18 protein-coding genes are annotated in these 18,786 nt (G+C 72.9%); 12 read left to right on the forward strand and 6 right to left on the reverse strand.

Features of this window, described 5'->3' with window-relative positions:
• Positions 1–84 precede the first annotated feature (84 nt).
• Positions 85–783 carry a response regulator transcription factor gene (locus tag E4623_RS16615; protein WP_280633667.1) on the reverse strand — a complete coding sequence of 233 codons (699 nt, stop codon included), beginning with the start codon at positions 781–783 and terminating at the stop codon, positions 85–87.
• Positions 780–2,033 (reverse strand): histidine kinase, encoded by a 1,254-nt coding sequence (locus tag E4623_RS16620; RefSeq protein WP_134767640.1) that lies wholly within the window; start codon positions 2,031–2,033, stop codon positions 780–782. Before E4623_RS16620 ends, E4623_RS16615 begins: the two co-directional genes overlap by 4 nt.
• A 128-nt stretch (positions 2,034–2,161) precedes the next feature.
• Between E4623_RS16620 and E4623_RS16625 the strand changes: the two genes are divergently transcribed.
• The 4 genes from E4623_RS16625 to E4623_RS16640 all read left to right on the forward strand — a co-directional run bounded on the left by E4623_RS16625 (position 2,162) and on the right by E4623_RS16640 (position 6,539).
• Positions 2,162–3,379, forward strand: a complete 1,218-nt coding sequence (locus tag E4623_RS16625) for a glycosyltransferase family 4 protein (protein ID WP_134767641.1) — start codon at positions 2,162–2,164, stop codon at positions 3,377–3,379.
• Positions 3,376–4,356: a Gfo/Idh/MocA family oxidoreductase gene (locus E4623_RS16630; RefSeq protein WP_134767642.1), complete on the forward strand. Its 981-nt coding sequence runs from the start codon at positions 3,376–3,378 to the stop codon at positions 4,354–4,356. Before E4623_RS16625 ends, E4623_RS16630 begins: the two co-directional genes overlap by 4 nt.
• Positions 4,349–5,458: a zinc-binding alcohol dehydrogenase gene (locus E4623_RS16635; protein ID WP_209020713.1), complete on the forward strand. Its 1,110-nt coding sequence runs from the start codon at positions 4,349–4,351 to the stop codon at positions 5,456–5,458. The genes E4623_RS16630 and E4623_RS16635 overlap by 8 nt, the downstream gene beginning before the upstream one ends.
• A gap of 337 nt (positions 5,459–5,795) precedes the next feature.
• Positions 5,796–6,539 (forward strand): SDR family oxidoreductase, encoded by a 744-nt coding sequence (locus tag E4623_RS16640; RefSeq protein WP_245155125.1) that lies wholly within the window; start codon positions 5,796–5,798, stop codon positions 6,537–6,539.
• A gap of 67 nt (positions 6,540–6,606) precedes the next feature.
• Here the strand turns inward: E4623_RS16640 and E4623_RS16645 are convergent, their stop codons facing one another.
• Positions 6,607–6,864 carry a hypothetical protein gene (locus E4623_RS16645; protein ID WP_134767644.1) on the reverse strand — a complete coding sequence of 86 codons (258 nt, stop codon included), beginning with the start codon at positions 6,862–6,864 and terminating at the stop codon, positions 6,607–6,609.
• Positions 6,865–7,276: 412 nt separating this feature from the next.
• Positions 7,277–8,125 (reverse strand): CPBP family intramembrane glutamic endopeptidase, encoded by an 849-nt coding sequence (locus E4623_RS16650; protein ID WP_134767645.1) that lies wholly within the window; start codon positions 8,123–8,125, stop codon positions 7,277–7,279.
• A 201-nt stretch (positions 8,126–8,326) separates the two neighbouring features.
• Between E4623_RS16650 and E4623_RS16655 the strand changes: the two genes are divergently transcribed.
• The 6 genes from E4623_RS16655 (at position 8,327) to E4623_RS16680 (ending at position 13,675) form a co-directional block, all read left to right on the forward strand.
• On the forward strand, positions 8,327–9,562 hold the full coding sequence (locus E4623_RS16655; protein ID WP_134767646.1) for a sensor histidine kinase: 1,236 nt from the start codon (positions 8,327–8,329) through the stop codon (positions 9,560–9,562).
• Positions 9,559–10,200, forward strand: a complete 642-nt coding sequence (locus E4623_RS16660) for a response regulator transcription factor (protein WP_134767647.1) — start codon at positions 9,559–9,561, stop codon at positions 10,198–10,200. The genes E4623_RS16655 and E4623_RS16660 overlap by 4 nt, the downstream gene beginning before the upstream one ends.
• A 253-nt stretch (positions 10,201–10,453) precedes the next feature.
• The gene (locus E4623_RS16665; RefSeq protein WP_134767648.1) at positions 10,454–11,152 is read left to right on the forward strand and encodes a hypothetical protein; all 699 of its coding nucleotides are present in this window, start codon (positions 10,454–10,456) and stop codon (positions 11,150–11,152) included.
• A 594-nt stretch (positions 11,153–11,746) separates the two neighbouring features.
• Complete coding sequence (locus tag E4623_RS16670; protein WP_134767649.1) at positions 11,747–12,052, forward strand: hypothetical protein; 306 nt, start codon at positions 11,747–11,749, stop codon at positions 12,050–12,052.
• Between the two features lie 160 nt (positions 12,053–12,212).
• Positions 12,213–12,722 (forward strand): sigma-70 family RNA polymerase sigma factor, encoded by a 510-nt coding sequence (locus tag E4623_RS16675; RefSeq protein WP_209020714.1) that lies wholly within the window; start codon positions 12,213–12,215, stop codon positions 12,720–12,722.
• Positions 12,719–13,675: a hypothetical protein gene (locus E4623_RS16680; RefSeq protein ID WP_134767650.1), complete on the forward strand. Its 957-nt coding sequence runs from the start codon at positions 12,719–12,721 to the stop codon at positions 13,673–13,675. The genes E4623_RS16675 and E4623_RS16680 overlap by 4 nt, the downstream gene beginning before the upstream one ends.
• 110 nt (positions 13,676–13,785) lie before the next feature.
• Here the strand turns inward: E4623_RS16680 and E4623_RS23030 are convergent, their stop codons facing one another.
• On the reverse strand, positions 13,786–14,526 hold the full coding sequence (locus E4623_RS23030) for a VOC family protein (RefSeq protein ID WP_209020715.1): 741 nt from the start codon (positions 14,524–14,526) through the stop codon (positions 13,786–13,788).
• Positions 14,527–14,689: 163 nt separating this feature from the next.
• Between E4623_RS23030 and E4623_RS16695 the strand changes: the two genes are divergently transcribed.
• Entirely contained in the window at positions 14,690–15,358 is a 669-nt protein-coding gene (locus E4623_RS16695) for a VanZ family protein (protein ID WP_134767651.1), read from the forward strand.
• Positions 15,359–15,617: 259 nt separating this feature from the next.
• Positions 15,618–17,606, forward strand: a complete 1,989-nt coding sequence (locus E4623_RS16700; RefSeq protein WP_167736695.1) for a hypothetical protein — start codon at positions 15,618–15,620, stop codon at positions 17,604–17,606.
• A gap of 115 nt (positions 17,607–17,721) precedes the next feature.
• On the opposite strand, the gene E4623_RS16705 is transcribed toward E4623_RS16700, so the two are convergent.
• Positions 17,722–18,258, reverse strand: coding sequence for a DUF1990 domain-containing protein (locus E4623_RS16705; protein ID WP_134767653.1), 537 nt, complete (start codon positions 18,256–18,258; stop codon positions 17,722–17,724).
• Positions 18,259–18,786: the final 528 nt, after the last annotated feature.

Genomic DNA, 18,786 nt, shown 5'->3' on the forward strand with positions numbered 1-18,786 from the left:
ACGAGCCGCGCAGGATGCAACTGCGCGGCTTGCACCTTTCGATGCAACGCCGCCGCGAGGGCTCCGCGGAGGCCGCGTCCCGGCTCAGTGGTCGGTCTTGACCAGACCGTTCTGGTAGGCCCACACCACGGCCTGCAGCCGCGACTTGACCCCGAGCTTGGGCAGCATCCGAGCGAGGTGTGACTTGATGGTCGACACCTCGAGCACGAGCGCCCGGGCGATGTCGTCGTTCGACATCCCCTCGGCGAGCAGCAGCAGGATGTCGAGCTCACGCGGGGTCAACAGGTCGGTGGCGCGAGCCGCGACCACGGGCTGGGTCTGCCGGCGGGTGACCATCTCCTGCAGGACGCGACGGGTCAGCGAGTTGGCGAGCATGCCGTGGCCCGTCGCGACGGCGCGGACCGCGTCGACGACGACCTCGGGCTCGGCGTCCTTGAGGAGGAACCCTGAAGCGCCGGCCTCGAGCGCCCCGAAGAGGTACTCGTCGATGTCGAACGTGGTGATGACGAGCACCGGTACCGGGTCGGCCACGTCGGGGCCGCACAGCTCGGCGGTGGCCGTGATGCCGTCGGTGCCGGGCATCCGGATGTCCATGCACACGACGTCCGCCCCGAGGGAGCGGGCTGCGTCGACGGCTGCGCGACCATCACTCACGGCGGCGACCACCTCGAGGTCCGGCTCGGCGCCGATCATCGTGGCCAGTCCGGCCCGGACGAGCGGCTGGTCGTCGGCGATGACGACCCGGAGGACGCCCGCCGCTGTCGTTCCGGACGATCCACTCACGGTTGCTCCTGGGAGGACGACGTCGGCACGACCAGGGAGACGAGGAACCCGCCGTCCGGTGTCGGGCCGGTGGTGAGGCGGGCGTCGGTGAGCTCGGCCCGCTCCCGCATCCCGACGATCCCGAAGCCGCCGCCCGTGCTCGCCAGCGGCCCCGGGTCGGGTGAGGGCGGCGCGCCGTTGCGCACGGTGACGACGACCTGGTCGGGGTCGTGGGCGTCGACGCCGACCTCGCAGCGTGCGCCCGGTGCGTGCCGGGCGGCGTTGGCCAGCGACTCCTGGACGGTGCGGTACGCCGCGAGCTGGGCCAGCGGCCCGACGTCGAGGTCGCCGAGCCGGTCGGTGTCGGTGCCGTGGACGGACAGGGCGACCTCGCGACCGGCGTCCCGGGCCCCCTCCACCAGGCCCGGGATGCTGCCGAGGGTCTCCGGCTCGACGCTGCGGACGTCGGCGCCGGGCTCGTCGTCGCGGAGCAGCGCCACGAGGTTGCGGAGATCCTTGAGCATCGCGGTGCTCTGGTGGCGGACCTGGCGCACCGCGACCTTCGCGCCCTCGGGGTCGGTGTCGATCTGGCGGTCCAGCGCAGCGGTCATCACCGCGATCCCGGACAGGTGGTGGGCGGCGATGTCGTGCAGCTCGCGGGCCATCGCGGTCCGCTGCCGTGCCACCGCAGCCTGGGTCAGGGCGGCCTGCTCCCCGGCGACGGCTCGGAGCCGGTCGGCGCGAGCGGTGACGGTCTCGCGGCGCGTCGCGACGACGACACCGACGACCGCCGCCAGCACCACCGTGGACACGCCCTGCACGACGGCGACCCCCGCGGAGCCGGGGGAGAGGCCCTCGCCCCGGACCGCGCGGACCCCTTCGCCGACCGCGAGGAGGAACGCGCTGACCGCGAGGACGGGGAGCGGACGCGGCCACGGGCGCTCGACCACCACGAGGTACACCGCGACGAGCACCGCGACCGTCATCGTCCCGGTGGCGGCGCCCAGCCCGGCCCCGGCAGCCAACGGCACCACCACCGACACCAGGACGAGCGCCCGCTCCGGGGTCAGGGCCCGCCACCGCAGCACCAGCGCCTGGACGGTGACGCCGACGAACCCGACCGACCAGGCCCACCAGCCGAGCTCGGACCCGCTCGGCACCTCGGCCGGTGCGACGTCGGCGAGGACCACCACGGCACTCAGGAGGGCGACAGCGAGGACCCAACCGCCCAGCACGACAGCCCGTGCGCGTGCGGGGCGTTCCGGGTCCACGCCGCGACACTACTGGCACCGGATGCTGCGCGGCCCGCTGCAACGGCGACGGGTCGGGCTCCGACCAACCGGTTGGCCGGACGACAAGTGGGTACCGGGCGACACCAACGACAGGTCCGGAGGCTCACGTGACGACGACGTCCGACCGACGCGCGGCGGCGACCTCGCCCACGGGGATCGTGACCCGCCTCCGGGTGGAGCGGACGCAGCGCGACCCGGCCGGCGCCCCGCCCTCGGTGCACCTGTACACGCCGTCGGCGGACCCGTCGGGGATGGGCGCGCACATGCGCTGCCTGGCCGAGGAGTACGTGCGCGCGGGGCGACGCGTCACGTTGATGTACTGGCCCACGGTCAACGCGGAGCGGACGTTCGCGCCGGCCGAGGAGCTCGGCGTGCGGCTGGCACGCACCCGCCACCCCCGGGACCCCGAGTTCGCCGCCGGCATCGTCGAGGACCTGCGCCGCGACCCGAGCGACGTCTTCCACCTCCACGTGGGCACCGGTCGCGAGAACTTCGACGGCGCGCGGGCGGCCGCGGCAGCGGGGGTGCCGGCCATCGTGCAGACGCTGCACCTGCCGTGGCTGATCCGGGACCACCGCAAGCGGGCCTCGGCGCTCACCGCGCTCGAGACGGTCGACCGCGTCATCACGGTGTCACGGCGTCAGCGGGCGACGTACGAGGACATCGGTGTGCCCGCCGAGCGCGTGGTGACGGTGCCGAACGGCGTGCGTGCTCGCGCCTCGTCGCCGGGTCGTGCGGCGGCGCGGCGCGAGCTCGGTCTCGCACCCGGCCGGCCCGTGGTGATGACGGTCGGCCGGCTCACGGTGATGAAGGGCCATCGCTACCTGGTCGACGCGGTTCCCCAGCTCCTGCAGCGCTTCCCCGACCTCGTCGTCGTGGTGCTCGGCGAGGGCCACCTGCGCCGGGTCCTCGTGGACCGCGCCGAGCAGCTCGGGGTGGCGCACGCCGTCCGGTTCGTGGGTCACCGCCACGACGCCCGCGGACTGCTCGACGCCGCCGACGTGTTCGTGCTGCCGTCGCGTCACGAGGGCATGCCGCTCGCGGCCATGGAGGCGATGGACGCGGGCCTGCCCGTCGTCGGGACCCGGGTCATCGGCACCTCGGAGGTCGTCGAGGACGGCGTCACCGGTCGCCTGGTCCCCCCAGCCCGTCCGGGCCCGTTGGCCGAGGCTCTCGAGGAGCTGCTGGATGATCCGGTCCTGCGCCGGCGGATGGCGGTCGCCGGTCGCCATCGCTACGAGCAGCGGTTCACCGCCGCCCGCATGGCCGCGGCCACCGCCGCCGTCTACGACGACGTGCTCGCCCGGGCGACGGTGGCCCGGTGACGCGCCGTACCCGGGTCGGGTGCGTCGGGACCGGCTTCATCGCCGGCAAGCACCTGTCGGCCCTGGCGGGCTTCGACGACGTCGACGTCGTGGCGGTGGCCGACAACGTCGAGGAGCGCGTCGCCGCGGCCGCGTCCGCCCACGACGCTCGTGCCTACACCGACGGCGTCGACCTGGTGGAGTCCGAGGACCTCGACGCCGTCTGGTTCTGCGTGCCTCCCTTCGCGCACGGGGCCCTCGAGGAGGCTGCCGTGCGGCGCGGCCTGCCCTTCCTCGTCGAGAAGCCCCTGGCCCACGACTACGCCACGGCCGAGCGCATCGCCGGCCTGGTCGACGGCGCCGGCCTGCTCACTGCCGCCGGCTACCACTGGCGCCACCTCGACCTGGTGCACCGGGTCCAGCAGCTCGTCTCGGACCGGCCGCCGCTCCTGCTCACCGGATCCTGGCTCGACAGCACCCCGCCCGTGCCGTGGTGGGCGCACCGAGGACGATCCGGTGGTCAGCAGGTCGAGCAGACCACCCACCTGTTCGACCTCGCCCGCCTGCTGGTGGGCGAGGTGAGCGACCTGTCGACCGTGCACGTGCCCGCAGTCGCCGGTGACGGACCGGAGGACCGGGTCCCACTCGCCTCGGCCGTGTCGTTGCGCTTCGACTCCGGTGCGGTCGGCAGCGTGGTGTCGGCTCGGGTGCTGCCCGCCCGCCACCGCGTGGGGGTCCAGCTGGTGGGCGAGGGGTACGTGGTCGACCTCGTCGAACGCGCGATCGGCGACCACGAGCTGACCGTCACCAGCGAGACGGGCACGGTGTCCGAACGGAGTCACCAGGACCCGATCGCGGCCGAGGACCGTGCCTTCCTCGACGCCGTCGCCGGCAGGAGCGACGGCGTGCGCTGCTCCTACGCCGAGGCACTGCGCACCCACGCCGTCGCCTGGGCCGCCGAGCGGTCGGGCGCGAGCCGGGGAGCGACCGGTGCCTGACCCCGGCACCTGCCGGTCCCTCGGCGCGAGCGGTCCGATGCAGCCCGCCTTCTTCGACCTCGACGTTCCCGGCCTCGAGGAGGGCGGCGTCCGGGTCGCCACCCGGTGGAGCGGCGTCTCGGCGGGCACCGAGCTGGCCTACGTCAAGGGGACCGACCCCGGCTTCACCTCGTTCCGCGATCCCGACCTGGGTGTCTTCGTACCGGGTCGGGCATCGCGCAGCTTCCCGGTGCGGGCCATGGGTTACATGGAGGTCGGCGAGGTGGTCGAGAGTCGCCGCAGCGACCTGACCCCGGGCATGCTGGTCGGTGCGGCCTACGGCCACCGGTCCCAGCACGTCCTCTCCGCGGCGGACGTCGTCGTGCCGGTGCCGGACGACGTCGACCCGGTGCTCGGCATCTACCTCGCCCAGATGGGCCCGATCTGCGCCAACGCCCTGCTCCACGCCGCCGCCGAGCTCGCGCCTGGTCCGGCCGTCGGGCTCGGTGACGGGGTCAGGGGGCGCCGGGTCCTGGTCACCGGCGCCGGGGTCGTGGGCCTGCTCTGCGCCCTGCTGGCCCAGCTGCACGGAGCCGCCGACGTCGTCGTCGCCGACCCCGATCCGCACCGCCTGGCGGTGGCCGAGAACCTCGGGCTGGAGACCGTCGACCCGGCCTCGGCCGAGCTCTGGCGTTGGTGCAAGGACCGCTGGCGTCACGGGCCCGGCGGCGACCGTGGTGCCGACCTCGTGCTGCAGTGCCGTGCCCGGAGCGCGGTGCTGCACGAGGCGCTGCGGTGCCTGCGCCCCCAGGGCACCGTCATCGACCTGGCGTTCTACCAGGGTGGAGCCCAGGAGCTGCGCCTCGGTGAGGAGTTCCACCACAACGGACTGACGATCAGGTGCGCCCAGATCGGGCGCGTGCCCCGGGGTCTCGCGCCCGACTGGGACCGCCTCCGACTCTCCGGGGAGACGGCGCGCCTCCTGCGGGAGCGCGGCCGTGACCTGCGCTCCCACCTCGTCACCGACGTCGTCCCCGAGCGCGAGGCGCCGGGGGCACTCCTCGAGCTGGCTCGCCGCCAACGCTCCACCACGCAGATGGTGCTCGAGTACGCGTCCGGCTGACCCGGGTCGTCGGACCCGCAGCACGGGACCGTGGACGCCCGCAGGCTGCACCGGTGGTGCGCGCTCGCACGGGTGGGACAGCGCGGGTGGTCCGGCGCCTCGCGTTCCGTCCCCCCGGGCGGATCGCAAGGCGCCGCGTCGGTCATCCTCCTCCGACCCCGGGGATCGCGACATGGCCCGATCGGGTCATCCGGGCCTGGTGCGGGGTGGGCGTCACGGGGTCGCGGCCGCCCTGCTCGGGCTCGCCGGTCGGGACCGTGGGGTGCGACGGCGGGCGCTGCCTCCGTGGAGTGGTCGGGCGGAGTCGCGGGGGACGACGTCGTGGGACAGTCGTGCTGTGAGCGGTGTCGTCGTGGTGACAGGTGGGAGCCGGGGGATCGGCGCGGCCGTCGTCCGCGGTGCGGCAGCCGCGGGCTGGTCGGTGTGCTTCAGCTACCGGACCGAGGAGAGCGCTGCGCGCGCCGTCGCGGACGCGGTCGAGCAGGCCGGGGGACGGGCTCACCCGGTCCGGGCTGACATGGCGGTCGAGCAGGACATCGTCCGACTCTTCGAGGCGGCCGCCGACCTCGGTCCGTTGGTGGGCCTGGTCGCGAACGCAGGCACCGGCGCGGAGAAGCGCAGGCTCGACGAGTTCGACGCCGACCGGGTGCGGCGGCTGCTGACGGTGAACGTGGCGGCCCCGATCCTGTGCTGCCGAGAGGCCGTGCGGCGACTGTCGACCCGCCACGGTGGGCAGGGCGGTTCGATCGTCCTGGTGTCCTCGGCAGCCAGCCGGATCGGTTCCCCCGGTGAGTACGTCGACTACGCCGCCACCAAGGGCGCGGTCGACACCCTCGGACTGGGCCTGGCCAAGGAGGTCGCGGACGAACGAGTCCGGGTGAACGTCGTCCGACCGGGCATCATCGACACCGAGTTCCACGCCAGTGGCGGACAACCCGACCGCGTGCAGCGACTCGGGCCCGGACTGCCGCTCGGTCGTGCCGGGACTGCTGAGGAGGTCGCAGCCGCCGTCCTCTGGCTGCTCAGCGACGAGGCCAGCTACTGCACCGGGAGCATCCTCGACGTCGCCGGCGGACGCTGACCCCTGGTCGGCACGGGACGCGCGGTCGTCTCGCCGGCCGCCGTCGCGGACGGCTCCTCGAGGCAGGTCAGGCCGTTCCTGCCAGGGCGTCCCTGGCCTCGGCGAGGCTCTGGCCGGTCTCGGCCCGCTGGAGCCTGATCGCCTCGACCAAGTTGCCGGAGCGCGCGGCCTCACGAACCGCTTCCGAGACCCCGGTACCCGCACGGGCCATCGGCGGGATGGATGCGCTCGAGCCGGGCGTCTGACCCGTGAGGTGCCGGTAGACGTGGTCGACCTTGGCCTCGAGCTCGGCCAGGCGCTGGAGGGTGTAGCGGTCGGTCGTCACCGGATCGACCTGGCACGGCGCGGCTTCGAGGACGCGACGAGGTGGACGAGCGCATCGCGACGGGCGGCACGGACCTCGAACGTCTTCGCCTCGCAGTCGGGGCAGGGGTGGGAGTGGTCGCAGCAGCGATCCACGACCGTTGTCGTGACCCCCTGGGCTGCCGTGCTCGTCGTGCGTCTGTTCTCGTGCGTCGTGGACATCTCGTGCGCTCCTTCGTGGACCGGTCGCCGTGGTGGGCGCCGACGTTCGTGGTTGTCGATGTGATGACCGGCGAGGCGGGCCGGGTGTGCGGTGGCGGACCTGGGCGCGCGCCGGGTGCTGCGCATCGCGGGACGCCGGAGCCCCCTCGGCGCGCGGACGCGACGGGGGTGCCGGACGTCGTCCGGGATCCCGCCGCCCACGCCGTCCAGCTTCATCTCGGACTCGTGGTGGTCGCGAGTGCAGGCGCCGGGGCACCGTCGGGCCGGTCGGTCGTCGGCTCGGCATCCTCGTCGTGCCTGCGACCCGTGACGAGGTGGGCGAGCAACGCGAGGGCAGCGGCCGATGCGTAGACGAGTCCGAGGAGGAGGTCGAGGCGGTCGCGGTCGGGACCGGTGACCATGGAGAAGAAGAACGCACCGCCGAAGGCGTTGAGCGTCGTGTGCCAGACAGCCGCCACGGTCCAGGAGCCGCCGCGGCGCAGCATCAGCAGCAGGACGATGAGCTGGAACCCGGCGTTGCCGAGGATGGCGACCACGAGCGGCATGTCACCCGTGATCACGAGCGGCAGGTGCCACAGGATGCGCAGTGGCGCCAGGACCGCGAACGCTCCGAGCAGTCCGAAGCGGCGGAGCAGGACCGGTGCAGCGAAGGCGGTCCAACCCGCCTCCTCGCCCAGGCCGACCATGACCAACATGACCAGGAACGTCACGGGCACCTCCGGCCAGGCGCCGAGCTGGGCGCCGGTCGGCAGGGGTGCACCCAGGAGGTGGTTCACCCCCACGATGGCGACGTGCAGGAGGAGGGGCGCACCCACGGCCAGCAGGTACAGCCACGGCGAGGCCGCCCAGCGTCGCAGGGACCGCCCCCAGGCGCGGAGGGCCGCGCGTCCCTGGCAGGACGTGACGACCAGGGCGGCGAGAGCCGGCCCGAGCGGCATGTTCTCGGGGTTGCTCCCGAGACCGACGGCAGCGAGGCCGTAGACCATCCATCCGAACAGGCAGGCGAGCAGGGCGAAGGCGGAGATCGGGAATCTCCGTACGAGGTGGATCAGCGATGACATGGGGTGTCCTTTGACGAAGCGCCACCCCGGGCGGAGCAGCACCACCACGCTCCCGCGTCAGCGGCGAGTCGGGCATCGGGCGCCGGACTCGACCTCGAGCGATACCCGGGACCCGCGTCGCGTCGGCGGTGTCATCCTCCAGACCGATGTCGCCCCCGAGCCGCCGCCCTAGTCTGGTCGCACTCCAGGAGGGAGGACCCGATGACGTCGAACGCTGCGCTCACGCTCGGCCGGGCCCGCCGCGTCGCGGCGAGTCGGAGCGGCCGGGTCACGTTCGACGTGCTGCTGGCCGCGGTGTGCCTGGGCATCACGCTGATGGTCAACCTCAGCGGCTCCGAGTCCGTACCCGAGAACCGCGACAGCGACGCCCTGACCGTGGGACTGACCGTCCTGACGGTCGGCAGCATCGCGCTCCGGCGCCGCTGGCCGCTGGGGGTCCTGCTGGTCACGCTCGCCGCCGTCCTCGCGCTGGTCACGGTGAAGGGCACGGTGGGGGCGGCGACCATCGGCCCCCTCGTCGCGGCGTACACCGCGGCGGCCCACAGCACCGCCCGCACCGCCCACCGGGCCATCCTCGCGGTGGTCCTCGCCTTGGTGCTGACGGCGCTCCTGGACCCCGTCGACCTCAGCCGTGGGGGAGCGGTGCTCACCTCTGGCGCCTTCGCTGCCGTGCTCCTCTTCGGAACCGGAACACGCGAGCGCCGCGAGCGCGCCGCGGCCGACGTCCTGGCTGCTGGGCACCTGGCCTCGCTGGAACGGGAGCGGGCCGACGTGGAGCGCCACCGAGCCCTGCAGAGCGCGACCCAGGAGCGCCTGCGGATCACCCGCGAGTTGCACGACGTGCTGGGTCACGCCCTGAGCGTGATGGTCGTCCAGGCAGGGGCGGCCGGCCGCCTGCTGGACACCGACGACCCGGCGCGGGCACGCGAGGCGGTGGCCGAGATCGAACGAACCGGACGGCAGTCGATGACCGAGATGCGCCACCTGCTCGGGATCCTGCGCGACGGCGACTCCGAGGCCGCCGCGTCGCCGCGCACCCCCTCCCCTGGCCTCGAGGACGTCGACGCCCTGGTGGCGCGCGTCGGCGAGGCGGGGCTCGACGCCACGGTGACGGTGCGGGGGAGCCGGGGCAGCGTGGCCGCCGGCGTCGACCTCGCGGCGTACCGGATCGTGCAGGAGGCCCTCACCAACTGCCTCAAGCACTCGGGCGCCAGGCGCGCCTCGGTGCTGGTGCACTACCGACCGCGCGAGGTCGAGGTCGAGGTGGTCGACGACGGACGGGGTGCGATCGCCCCCCAGGCCGAGGCGGTCACCGGGCACGGCGTGGCCGGGATGCGCGAGCGGGTGGCCATGTACGGCGGCAACCTGGTGGTCGGCGGCCGGCCGACCGGGGGCTTCGGCGTCCAGGCGACGTTCCCGCGAGAGGCCACGGCGTGATCCGGGTCGTGGTGGCTGACGACCAGGCCCTCGTGCGTTCCGGCTTCTCGATGATCCTGGGGGCGGAGCCCGGGATCGAGGTCGTCGCCGAGGCGGCTGACGGCACCCAGGCGCTGGCCGCCGCGCGACTGCACCGACCCGACGTCGTGCTCATGGACATCCGGATGCCCGGCATGGACGGCATCGAGGCGACCCGGCACATCACCTCGAGCCCCGTGACCGCCGGCGTCCACGTGCTGGTGCTCACGACCTTCGCCGCAGACGACTACGTCGTCGCCGCCCTGCGGGCCGGCGCCAGCGGGTTCGTCCTGAAGGACACCGAGCCCGCCGAGCTCGTCCGGGCCGTGACGGTCGTCGCCGGAGGTCACGCCCTGCTGGCGCCCGAGGTGACCCGGCGGATGCTCGACCGCTTCGCCCGAGCAGACCGCGAAGCACTCATCCTCCCGCCGCTCACCCAGCGCGAGCACGAGGTGCTCGTGGCGCTCGCCCTGGGTCTGTCGAACCTCGAGATCGCAGACCGGCTGGTCGTGAGCTACTCGACCGTGAAGACCCACGTGAGTCACCTGCTCACCAAGCTCGAGGCCCGCGACCGTTCCCAGCTCGTGATGCTCGCGCACCGAGCGGGTCTCGGCGGCTGATCGAGGTGGGTGCCTCGCCAGGGGCACCACACCTGCTCGACGTGGAGACCACCGCGACGGTGACCGGCGCCGCACGGGCCACCCAGGTCCGCCGCCCACCGGCGACCTCGGTCTGGAGGATGACGCCGCCGACGTGACGCGGGTCCGGGGTACCGCTCCAGGTCGGGTCCGGCGCCCGATGCTCGGCCCGGCACCGAGGCGGGATCGTCGTGGTGCTGCTCCGCGTGGAGCGGCGCCACCTCAAGGAGACCCGATGTCCTCACCCACCCAACCAGCACGGAGACACCCGATCTCCGCCGTCGTCGTGCTCGCCTGCCTGCTCGGACTTGCCACGAGCGGCAGCGCCACCGCCGCCCTGGTGATCACCGGGAAGCAGATCAAGGACAACAGCGTCTCCACGAAGGACATCAAGAACGGCTCCCTCAAGGTGGCGGACTTCAAGGCCTCCGAGGCCGCCAAGCTACGCGGCCCCGCCGGAGCACCCGGGGCCCCGGGCTCCACCGGTGCCGCAGGGGCGAGCGCGTTCACACCACCCCCGCCGGGCACGGTGATCAAGGGCGGCGGGATCCTCAGCGCCCACGTCAACGCCGCCGGAGTGCCGATCCGCAGCTACGCCCCGCTTCCGTTCACCACCGCGACGCCGCTCATCGACAACGGGACCGGCACCGGCACCAACCTCTACTTCGGCTCGGAGAACACGCCGAGCCTGTCCGCTCCTGACGTCGACGCAGCCCGCTGCCCCGGCACGACGACCGCACCCAACCCGACGGCCGGCACCATGTGCGTCTACGTCCAGCAGGCCAGCAACGTCTTCGCCGCGTCCGGCGAGCTCTACGCCGGGTCGAACGGGGTGAGCGACGCAGCCGAGAGCAGCGGCTTCTACCTGGCCGCGAGCAGCGCGGCGGCGGGCAGCATGACCGTGCGCTACGTGTGGGCATACCAGGCGCCGTAGCGACGACCTCGCCTCCGCAGGACCGACGCGCTCGCCAGCTGCCTGGAGCCGATCGTCCCCCCGGCCGATGGCCAGCGAAAGGCCGCTCCTCGTCACGGTGGGACCGGGACTCCTGCTGATCTGGCTGGGCTGCGTCGGTCTTGTGCCGTGGGCCGCCGTGGTGATGCGATCCGGGGCCGGGTAGCCCGCGAGACTCACGCCCGGGCATTCCCCCCAATTGGTCACGCCCGAGCGCGAGACAGCGGTCACGGTACGGGTCGGCGTGCTGGCCACTGAATCGCTGCGCCCGGAAGATTCCGGACCGTTCGCGCCCAGGGTCGCCGACGTGGCCACCAGAATTCCTACGCCGGCGCGATGGGCGTTCGTTGCGTCGATCGTGCTGTGTGCCTCCGACGTGGCGTCCTGGGCTCTCGGCGGGCTCGAAGGTCACGGCGGGTTGCGCATCCTCATGGCTCACGTCCTCATGGCGTACGCCTCCGCTGGGCTGGCCGTGTCGCATCCTTGGGAAGGACTCCGATGACGATGAGGGCCGCAGCGGGGACGTGGATGGTGACTGTTCTGCTCGCTGCGACGGCGTCGTCCTGCGGATCTGACGTGACCGACGCCGACGCTCCAGGGACCGGGCCAGGTCGTACCACGAGGTCCGCGGCCGAGGAGCTCGACCAAGACGCACGGGTCTCACTCGAGCTGGCCGTCCTCGACACCTTGGGAGATGGGCACAGCCATGGCGCGCACTACGACTCGGCACCACGTCGCATCGTCGTCACCGTCTATAACGGCGACGATCCCGACCTGAGCGGGTCCGAGCTGGCGGTGCTGGTCGAGAGGGCAGGAGCGGTGACGAACGGTGTCCCCGTCGAGATCGAGGTGACCGACGAGACACCGCCCGAGGCACAGTGATCGGCCCGGTGCCGGATCTCGGCATGGAGCGCGCCCTCGACGCGGTCTGGCCCCCTGCCGGGGCCACTTGAGGAAGGATGTGGGGACGGCTCAACCTCCGGCCCGTCCGGGCGCGTCTGGTCGGTAAGGGCGCCACGGGGCGCCGCGGGTGGAGGCGGACGTGCACGACGAACATCTGGCGGGTTTCGCCGAGGTCGTGGCTGCTGTCTCGCCGTCGTTGCGCCGTCTGGCGCTGGCCCTGACCGGCGATCCACACCGGAGCGAGGACGCCGTGCAGGCGACGCTCGAGCGGCTCTTCCTGGCCTGGCCCCGGTTGAGGGTCCGCGACCCGGCTGCCTATGCCCGGGCGGCCCTGGTGCGTCAGGTCGCGACCGAGCGTCGGCGGGCCTGGTGGCGGCGTGAGATCAGCGTCGAGGTGCTGCCCGAGACGACGCTCACCGGCGCCGACCACGACGGTCGCCTGGTGTTGCTCGACCACCTCGCCGCGTTGCCGCAGCGACAGCGGCACACCGTGGTGCTGCGCTACCTCGAGGATCTTCCGGTCGCCGAGGTCGCGACGCTCCTCGGCTGCACCGAGGGCACGGTCAAGCGAGCCGCCCACGACGGGCTGCGCACGCTGCGGGCCGTGCTCGAGCAAGACCGCAACCACGACCGCGAGGAGACGACGTGACCGACCCCGACGACCTCGTCGACCGCCTGCGCCACGAGTACGCCCGGCTCCCCGCCGACGGGCCACCGCCCGACGTGGCCGTCCTCGCCAGGCAGTCGCTCCGCTCACGCCGACGTCGGCGGGTGCGGCTGGCGGCCGGCGCCCTCGCAGCGACGGTCGCGGCCGTCGGCGTCGCCGTAGGAGGGGGCAGCGGGTCGCGCACCGCCACCGACTTCGCCCCGGCGATCACCACCTACGACGGGCCGCTCGACGCCGACGGCCCCTACGGCGCGGCCGGCCGGGCCCTCGACTGTCGCTACCGGCCTACCGGGAGCCGCGACAGCTCGACCCCGTACGAGAGTGGCGCGACACGCGACACCCCGGCGGGGGCGGTCGAGACGGCGTACTCGGAAGGGCTCTTCATCGATGCACCCGAGGTCGACCTGGCGCTCGCGGCCGAGGACGACGACCGCCAGCTGCTGACCTACGAGGTCGACGGCCGGGTGCTGATGGCGCTGCTGGTGCGCGACGGACCGGCGACCGAAGGAGCAGGCGGACCCGGGTGGTACGTCGAGGCCTTCGCCCGCTGTGACTTCGCCGAGTTCCCGGACGCCCTCACCGCGACCGGACTGACGCGCTACTCGGTGTGGACCGACGTCGACGGGGTCCGGGTCCCTGTCTCCCAGGTCTTCTCCTCGCCGGGCCCCGAGCACTGTGACTGGCAGCGGATGACGTTCCTCTACCTCGGCAGCGGGCGACGTGAGCGGACCTTCGTCGAGGACCCCGAGAAGAGGCTGCGCGACTACGTGGCCGGCCCCTACCGCGCGGACGTGCCGCTACCCAGTGACGCCACCGACACCGGATGGGAGCGCGAGGGCCGTCACCTCTGGCTCTCGGCCGACGGGGACTACGCCTACGTCGGGACTGCCGACTCCGTGGCGGCCTGGCCGCGGTTCAACACCGGCTGCGAGTGACGACCCTTCACCAAGGTCGGGCGGAGTCCGCTGTGCGGCACGGCCGAGCGGGGCCGGTGTGCGTGGTTCTCGGTCGGGCCGCGCACGGCGTGACCAGCCGGACACGGCCGTCAGGTCTGCACGAGGGTGATCACGTTTCCGTCGGGGTCGACCACCCGGGCAACCGACGTGACCACCTCACCCTCGGCCACGTCCAGGCCGACACCGCGGGCCCGCAACCCCTCGGCAGCGGCCGCGAGGTCGTCGAACACGAGCGTCGCCAAGCCACCGCCGGCGCGGTCGGCGTCGACCACGACCTGGAGCACGCCGTCGCCCAGCCTCCACTGGGTCAGGCCGGGCATCGGTGCGTCGTCCGGCGGCGCGCCGAGGAGCTGCTCGTAGAACACCCGCGCGGTGTCGGCGTCGCTCACCGGTAGCGCAGCCAGGACCGCGATGACCGGCAACCTCCCGTCGTCGGCCGGCACGTCCTGGTCCTGCATCACGATGACGGTGTTGCCGTCGGGGTCGTCGAAGGTGAACATCGGCGGTGAGCCGTCGAGACGGACCACGTCCGTGTGCGGCCGGACGCCGTGCGCCACGAACGACCGGTGGGCGGCGTCAGCGTCGGCCGTGCGCCAGCGCACCCCCAGCGGCAGCTCGCTGTCCGTCGTCAGCAGCGCTATGGCTACGGCGGAGCCCGGCGGGATCACCTCGACGACGCGAGCCCCGGGCCACGCCTCGAAGTCCGCCCTCACCTCGCACCCCAGCACGTCACGGTAGAAGGCGACCGCCCGGTCCTGGTCGGACACCACCACGGTCGCGGAGTACAGCGCGGTCACGACGCGGCTCGACAGGTCAGTCTCTTCGCTCATGCTGATGTCGACCCGAGCCACCCGCCATCCTCATCGCGCACCCCGGGCACCGCTGCTGCGCGGCGTCCGGTGGTCGACGTGCCGGTCGTGGCCGTGGTACCTGCGGCCAGCGATCGGGCACCTCAGGAGGAGGGGCTGAGGCCCGACTCCGGGCACGATCTTCATGACCGACACCTCGTCGGTCGGCTCCGACAGCTGTGCGGGGACAAGGGTGGAGCGAGTCTTGTTCGGTGAGGTGCCGGTGCTTCCGGTGGTGGTGCCCCTTGGCGGGGCGGTCCTTGTCGGCTCCGCGTGGCACCTGCGTCGACGCGGTCTGCTCACGGCGCCGCGAGCCGCCGTGGCCCTCGCCCTGGGCGTGTACGCCGCGGGGATCGTCGCGAACACGGTCTTCCCGATCTTCCTGGACAAGCCCGCGAGCAGTGCCCGATGGACCCAGTTCGTCAACGTCACACCGATGACCGGCTATGAGCTCGGGGACGCCGCGATGAACGTCTGCGTCTTCGTCCCCATCGGGGCGCTGGTGCCGCTGGTCGTGCCCCACTGGCCCTGGTGGCGAGTGCTGGCGGTGGCAACCGTCCTCAGCCTGTCCATCGAGGTGGGCCAGTACGCGACCGCGCACCTTCTTGCGGGAGGTCACGTCACCGACGTCAACGACCTGACCTTCAACATGGTCGGGGCCGCACTCGGGCTGCTCGTGCTCGCCGCACTGTCGACAGCCCCGGTTGTTGCTCGCTTGATCGACAGGTTCCGCTGGTCCAAGTCTGCGCAGCACCGTGAGCCGGCCGGCCGCGGCAGCACTGCCCGCACCCTGTCGGGCCGAGATTCGACATAGTGGCTGCGAACCGCCTCGAGAGTGACGCGCCCGCCGGGCGCGGCATGGTCGGCGGCGCCCTCGACGCGGCATGATCGACGGAGCCTGGCGCCCGGGGCGCGGCATCGTCGGGCGGCGAAGTCATCTCGGGTGGGACGGACTCAACACTTCACCGGTGCCTTGCCGTGGCGAGTCCGTCGGGGCGCGGCCAGCACGTCTCTTGTCGTCGACGGCGACCACTGGCCGCGACGGTGGCGGATGACTGCGCACGCATGTCATCATGCGACGCCCGCTGCCGGCGCACAATCCCAGGAGCCGCCCCATGCCTCACCGAAGGTCGCCTCGACGGGTGCTCGCCCCGGTCCTCGTCAGCCTGGCCGTCGCGCCGATGCTCGGCGCGGTCCCCGCGCAGGGCGCGGCCCGGGAGCGTTCCTGGGACGATGTTGAACGCACGACGTCCGACCCGACTTCGTTCGTGACGATCATCGGAGACCACGACGAGTTCATCACCGGCGGCACGCAGCGGTTGTGGCGGTCCGACCAGACGATCGAGGTTGGTGGAAGCACGGACAGCACCGTCGTAGTGAGGGTCGGCGGGGACCGCTGGGACAGCTACAAGTTCCTCCTCAGCCCGCCCACGGGGAAGACGCTGACCGTCGGCGACTACCCGGTTGCCGGCGGCCTGCACGGGGAGGTCGGGCGCGCAGGCCTGGCCATGTCTGGTCAGCAACGAGGCTGCACCCAGGGCGATGGCGCTTTCACCGTGCACGACATCGCGCCCGACCTGAGCCGGCTGTGGTTGACCTTCGAGTTCACCTGCAAGGACGCGGTCGCCACGGTCCGCGGGGAGGTCCGGATCGACTCGCCGCCGACAGCGCCGCTGACCGTGGCGGCCGACGCCCTGCACTGGAAGGCCAGCCCGCCCGGACGCGCCTACGGCACCCAGCCCGTCTTCGCCGTCAACACGGGCGAGGAGCCGATCGTCCTGGGACCAGCCGAGGTCACCGGTGACGCGTTCTCGCTCGCCAGCAGCTCGTGCGGCGTGCTCCAGCCCGGCAACTCATGCGCGATCGAGGTCGCCTTCGACCCACTCACGCGCGGGACCGAGGAAGGTTTGCTCCGGGTCACGACCTCGGCGGCGGCCGTGCCCCTGGTCGAGGTTCCCCTCACCGGCGTCGGCAACGTCGGCGTCACCCACGTCTACTCGCGGACCGTCGCGCCGGACGGACGCACGTTCGACACTGCGATGAGCTCGGACGTCGAGGAGTTTCGAGCCTGGGCCAACCCGCGGCGCGTCGTGATCGGCTTTGCGGACCCGAACTACCTGGACGAGCGTCCCAACGGCCGGGTGCTCTACGACTACGTGTCGTTCACGGCTGCGCCGGGGGAGCGGCTGGAGGCCGGCCGCACCTACGCAGGAACGTGCGTCGAGGCGGCGGGCGCCATGCTCACGCTCCCTGGTGCCTGCCACTCCGCAGCGACTGGCAGCTTCATCCTGGACGAGTTCGAGCTCCGGCCCGACGGCACACTCGCCCGTCTTCGGGTCCGAGCCCACCTGAACGGCGTGGAGGGGCCGTTGCGAACCACCACCACGGTCGCCTGGCAAGCCACCCAGGACGCGACACCCTACGCGCCCTTCCTCGAGCTGAGCGGGCCTCCAGTGCTCACCCGGCCCGGCGGCGTCGAGCTCACGGCGACCTTCCCCATCGGCCACGGCATCGCGGCGGTCGGCCTGTATGCCGTGACGCCGCAGGGCCGCGTCCTGGTGGACTTGGCCCCGACCCACGACGACAGCAGGGTCGGTCTCCGGGCCTCTGTGCAGGAGGATACGAAACTCGTCGCGGAGGCGACGACCGGCGACGGTGTCGTCGTGACCAGCGAGCCCTTCATCGTGGCCGTCGACGGTCCCGCTGTGCCGGACGCCGACCCGGGCGCACCGCCGGTCGCGCGCACAGTGTCGCTGACCATTCGCGGCGCGCAGAAGGACGGCGCGTCCGATCACCGGGGGAGCGTGCGCTCGGTGGCCGAGCTGCGCCTGCGCCCCCGAGCGACCGGCCAGTGCCTGCGACTGCAGGTACAGCGCCGTGTCGACGGACGCTGGGTGCCCCGCGCGCTCTCCAGGTGCCGCCGGACGGACCGGAGCGGGATGGCGACTGCAGTCGTGGCCGCGAAGCCCGGCACCACGGTGCGGGCCAGGGCGGTCTGGTTCGGCGGCCAGCCGGGGGCGCGAGTTGCGTCCCCGTGGCGTAAGGTCCGCAGGCCCCTCTGACCGGTCTGGCGGCTCCTGTCGGTGAAGGACGGAGTGCCTGCGTCCGTGGGCGCTCTCGTTCGCCGACTGCGCTGGCCCCGCCTGGCCGCGAGAGACCCGCCCGGAGCCCGGAGGCTCAGGACCGCCGGTCCAGGGCGCGTAGGTAGCGCGTGGTCATCGTGTGCTGCACCCGACGACCCAGGGGTCCGCCGAGCCTGGCGAGGCGCGAGGCAGGCTTCGAGAACGCGGTGATGGCGAGGGTGATGGTCCCGCTGTCGTCCTGGTCCAGGACGAAGCTCTCCTCGCCGGACTCGGGGTGGCCGGGCAGCGTGCCGTAGGCGAATCCGCGTCTCGTCGGTTCGGCGATCACGGATGCGACTCGGCACGGGATCCGGATGGAAGCAGGGCCGAGGCCGAGGTGCATCAGCACGACGGTGCCCTGTCGCAACGGTGAGTCCGAGGCCTGCACTCGGAGCCCCGACCGCTCGTGGAGTCTCCACTCGAAGAGGTCTCTTGATGCTTCCTCGAAGTCTCGCCGCGCCAGCGACGCAGTGCGCTCCAACCAGTGGTAGCCCGCCTGGGGTCCGGTGGCGCTCGCCCCCACCTCCGCGTACGTGAACGGTGCCGCCTGGAGCACCGCAACCACCGGTGCCGGAAGCTTGCCTACTGACATGGGGACATCATCCGGGTCGGTGCCCTCTGCATCGGAGACGACCTGCGGCACGCAAGCTCGGACGAGCCGCTGTGCGGCTTGGGCGGGCTTCGGCTGTGCCCTGGCTGAGCGGGCAGCGCTCTGGGACGGTGTGGTGGTGCCGTCCGCTCGCATCTTCCTCCGACCGAGCATGCTGTTCGTTGCCCTGCTCCTGGTCGCGTGCGGCGAGAAGCCGTCACCGGAGGCGGCCGGTTCGCCCAGCCCCGAGCCGTCCGCGACAGGGCCGGTCCTGACCGCAGACCCCCGTGCGGAAGTCGGCTACCCATCGGCCCAGCTCCCCGGCCGATTGACAGTGCGGGACGGATGCCTGGCCCTCGACGGTGCGCCGACACTCTGGCCCGCCGGGACCCGGTGGGACGGGCAGGCACGGGCGGTGGTGCTGCCGGACGGACGTCGCCTGTCTGTGGGTACCACTGTGACCCTGGGCGGCGGCCTGGTGCCTACGTCGGTCGTCGCCAGCTACAGCGCGACCGCAGGAGATGCGATCGA

Source organism: Nocardioides sp. 1609 (genome assembly GCF_004522105.1).
Taxonomy (GTDB): Bacteria; Actinomycetota; Actinomycetes; order Propionibacteriales; family Nocardioidaceae; genus Nocardioides.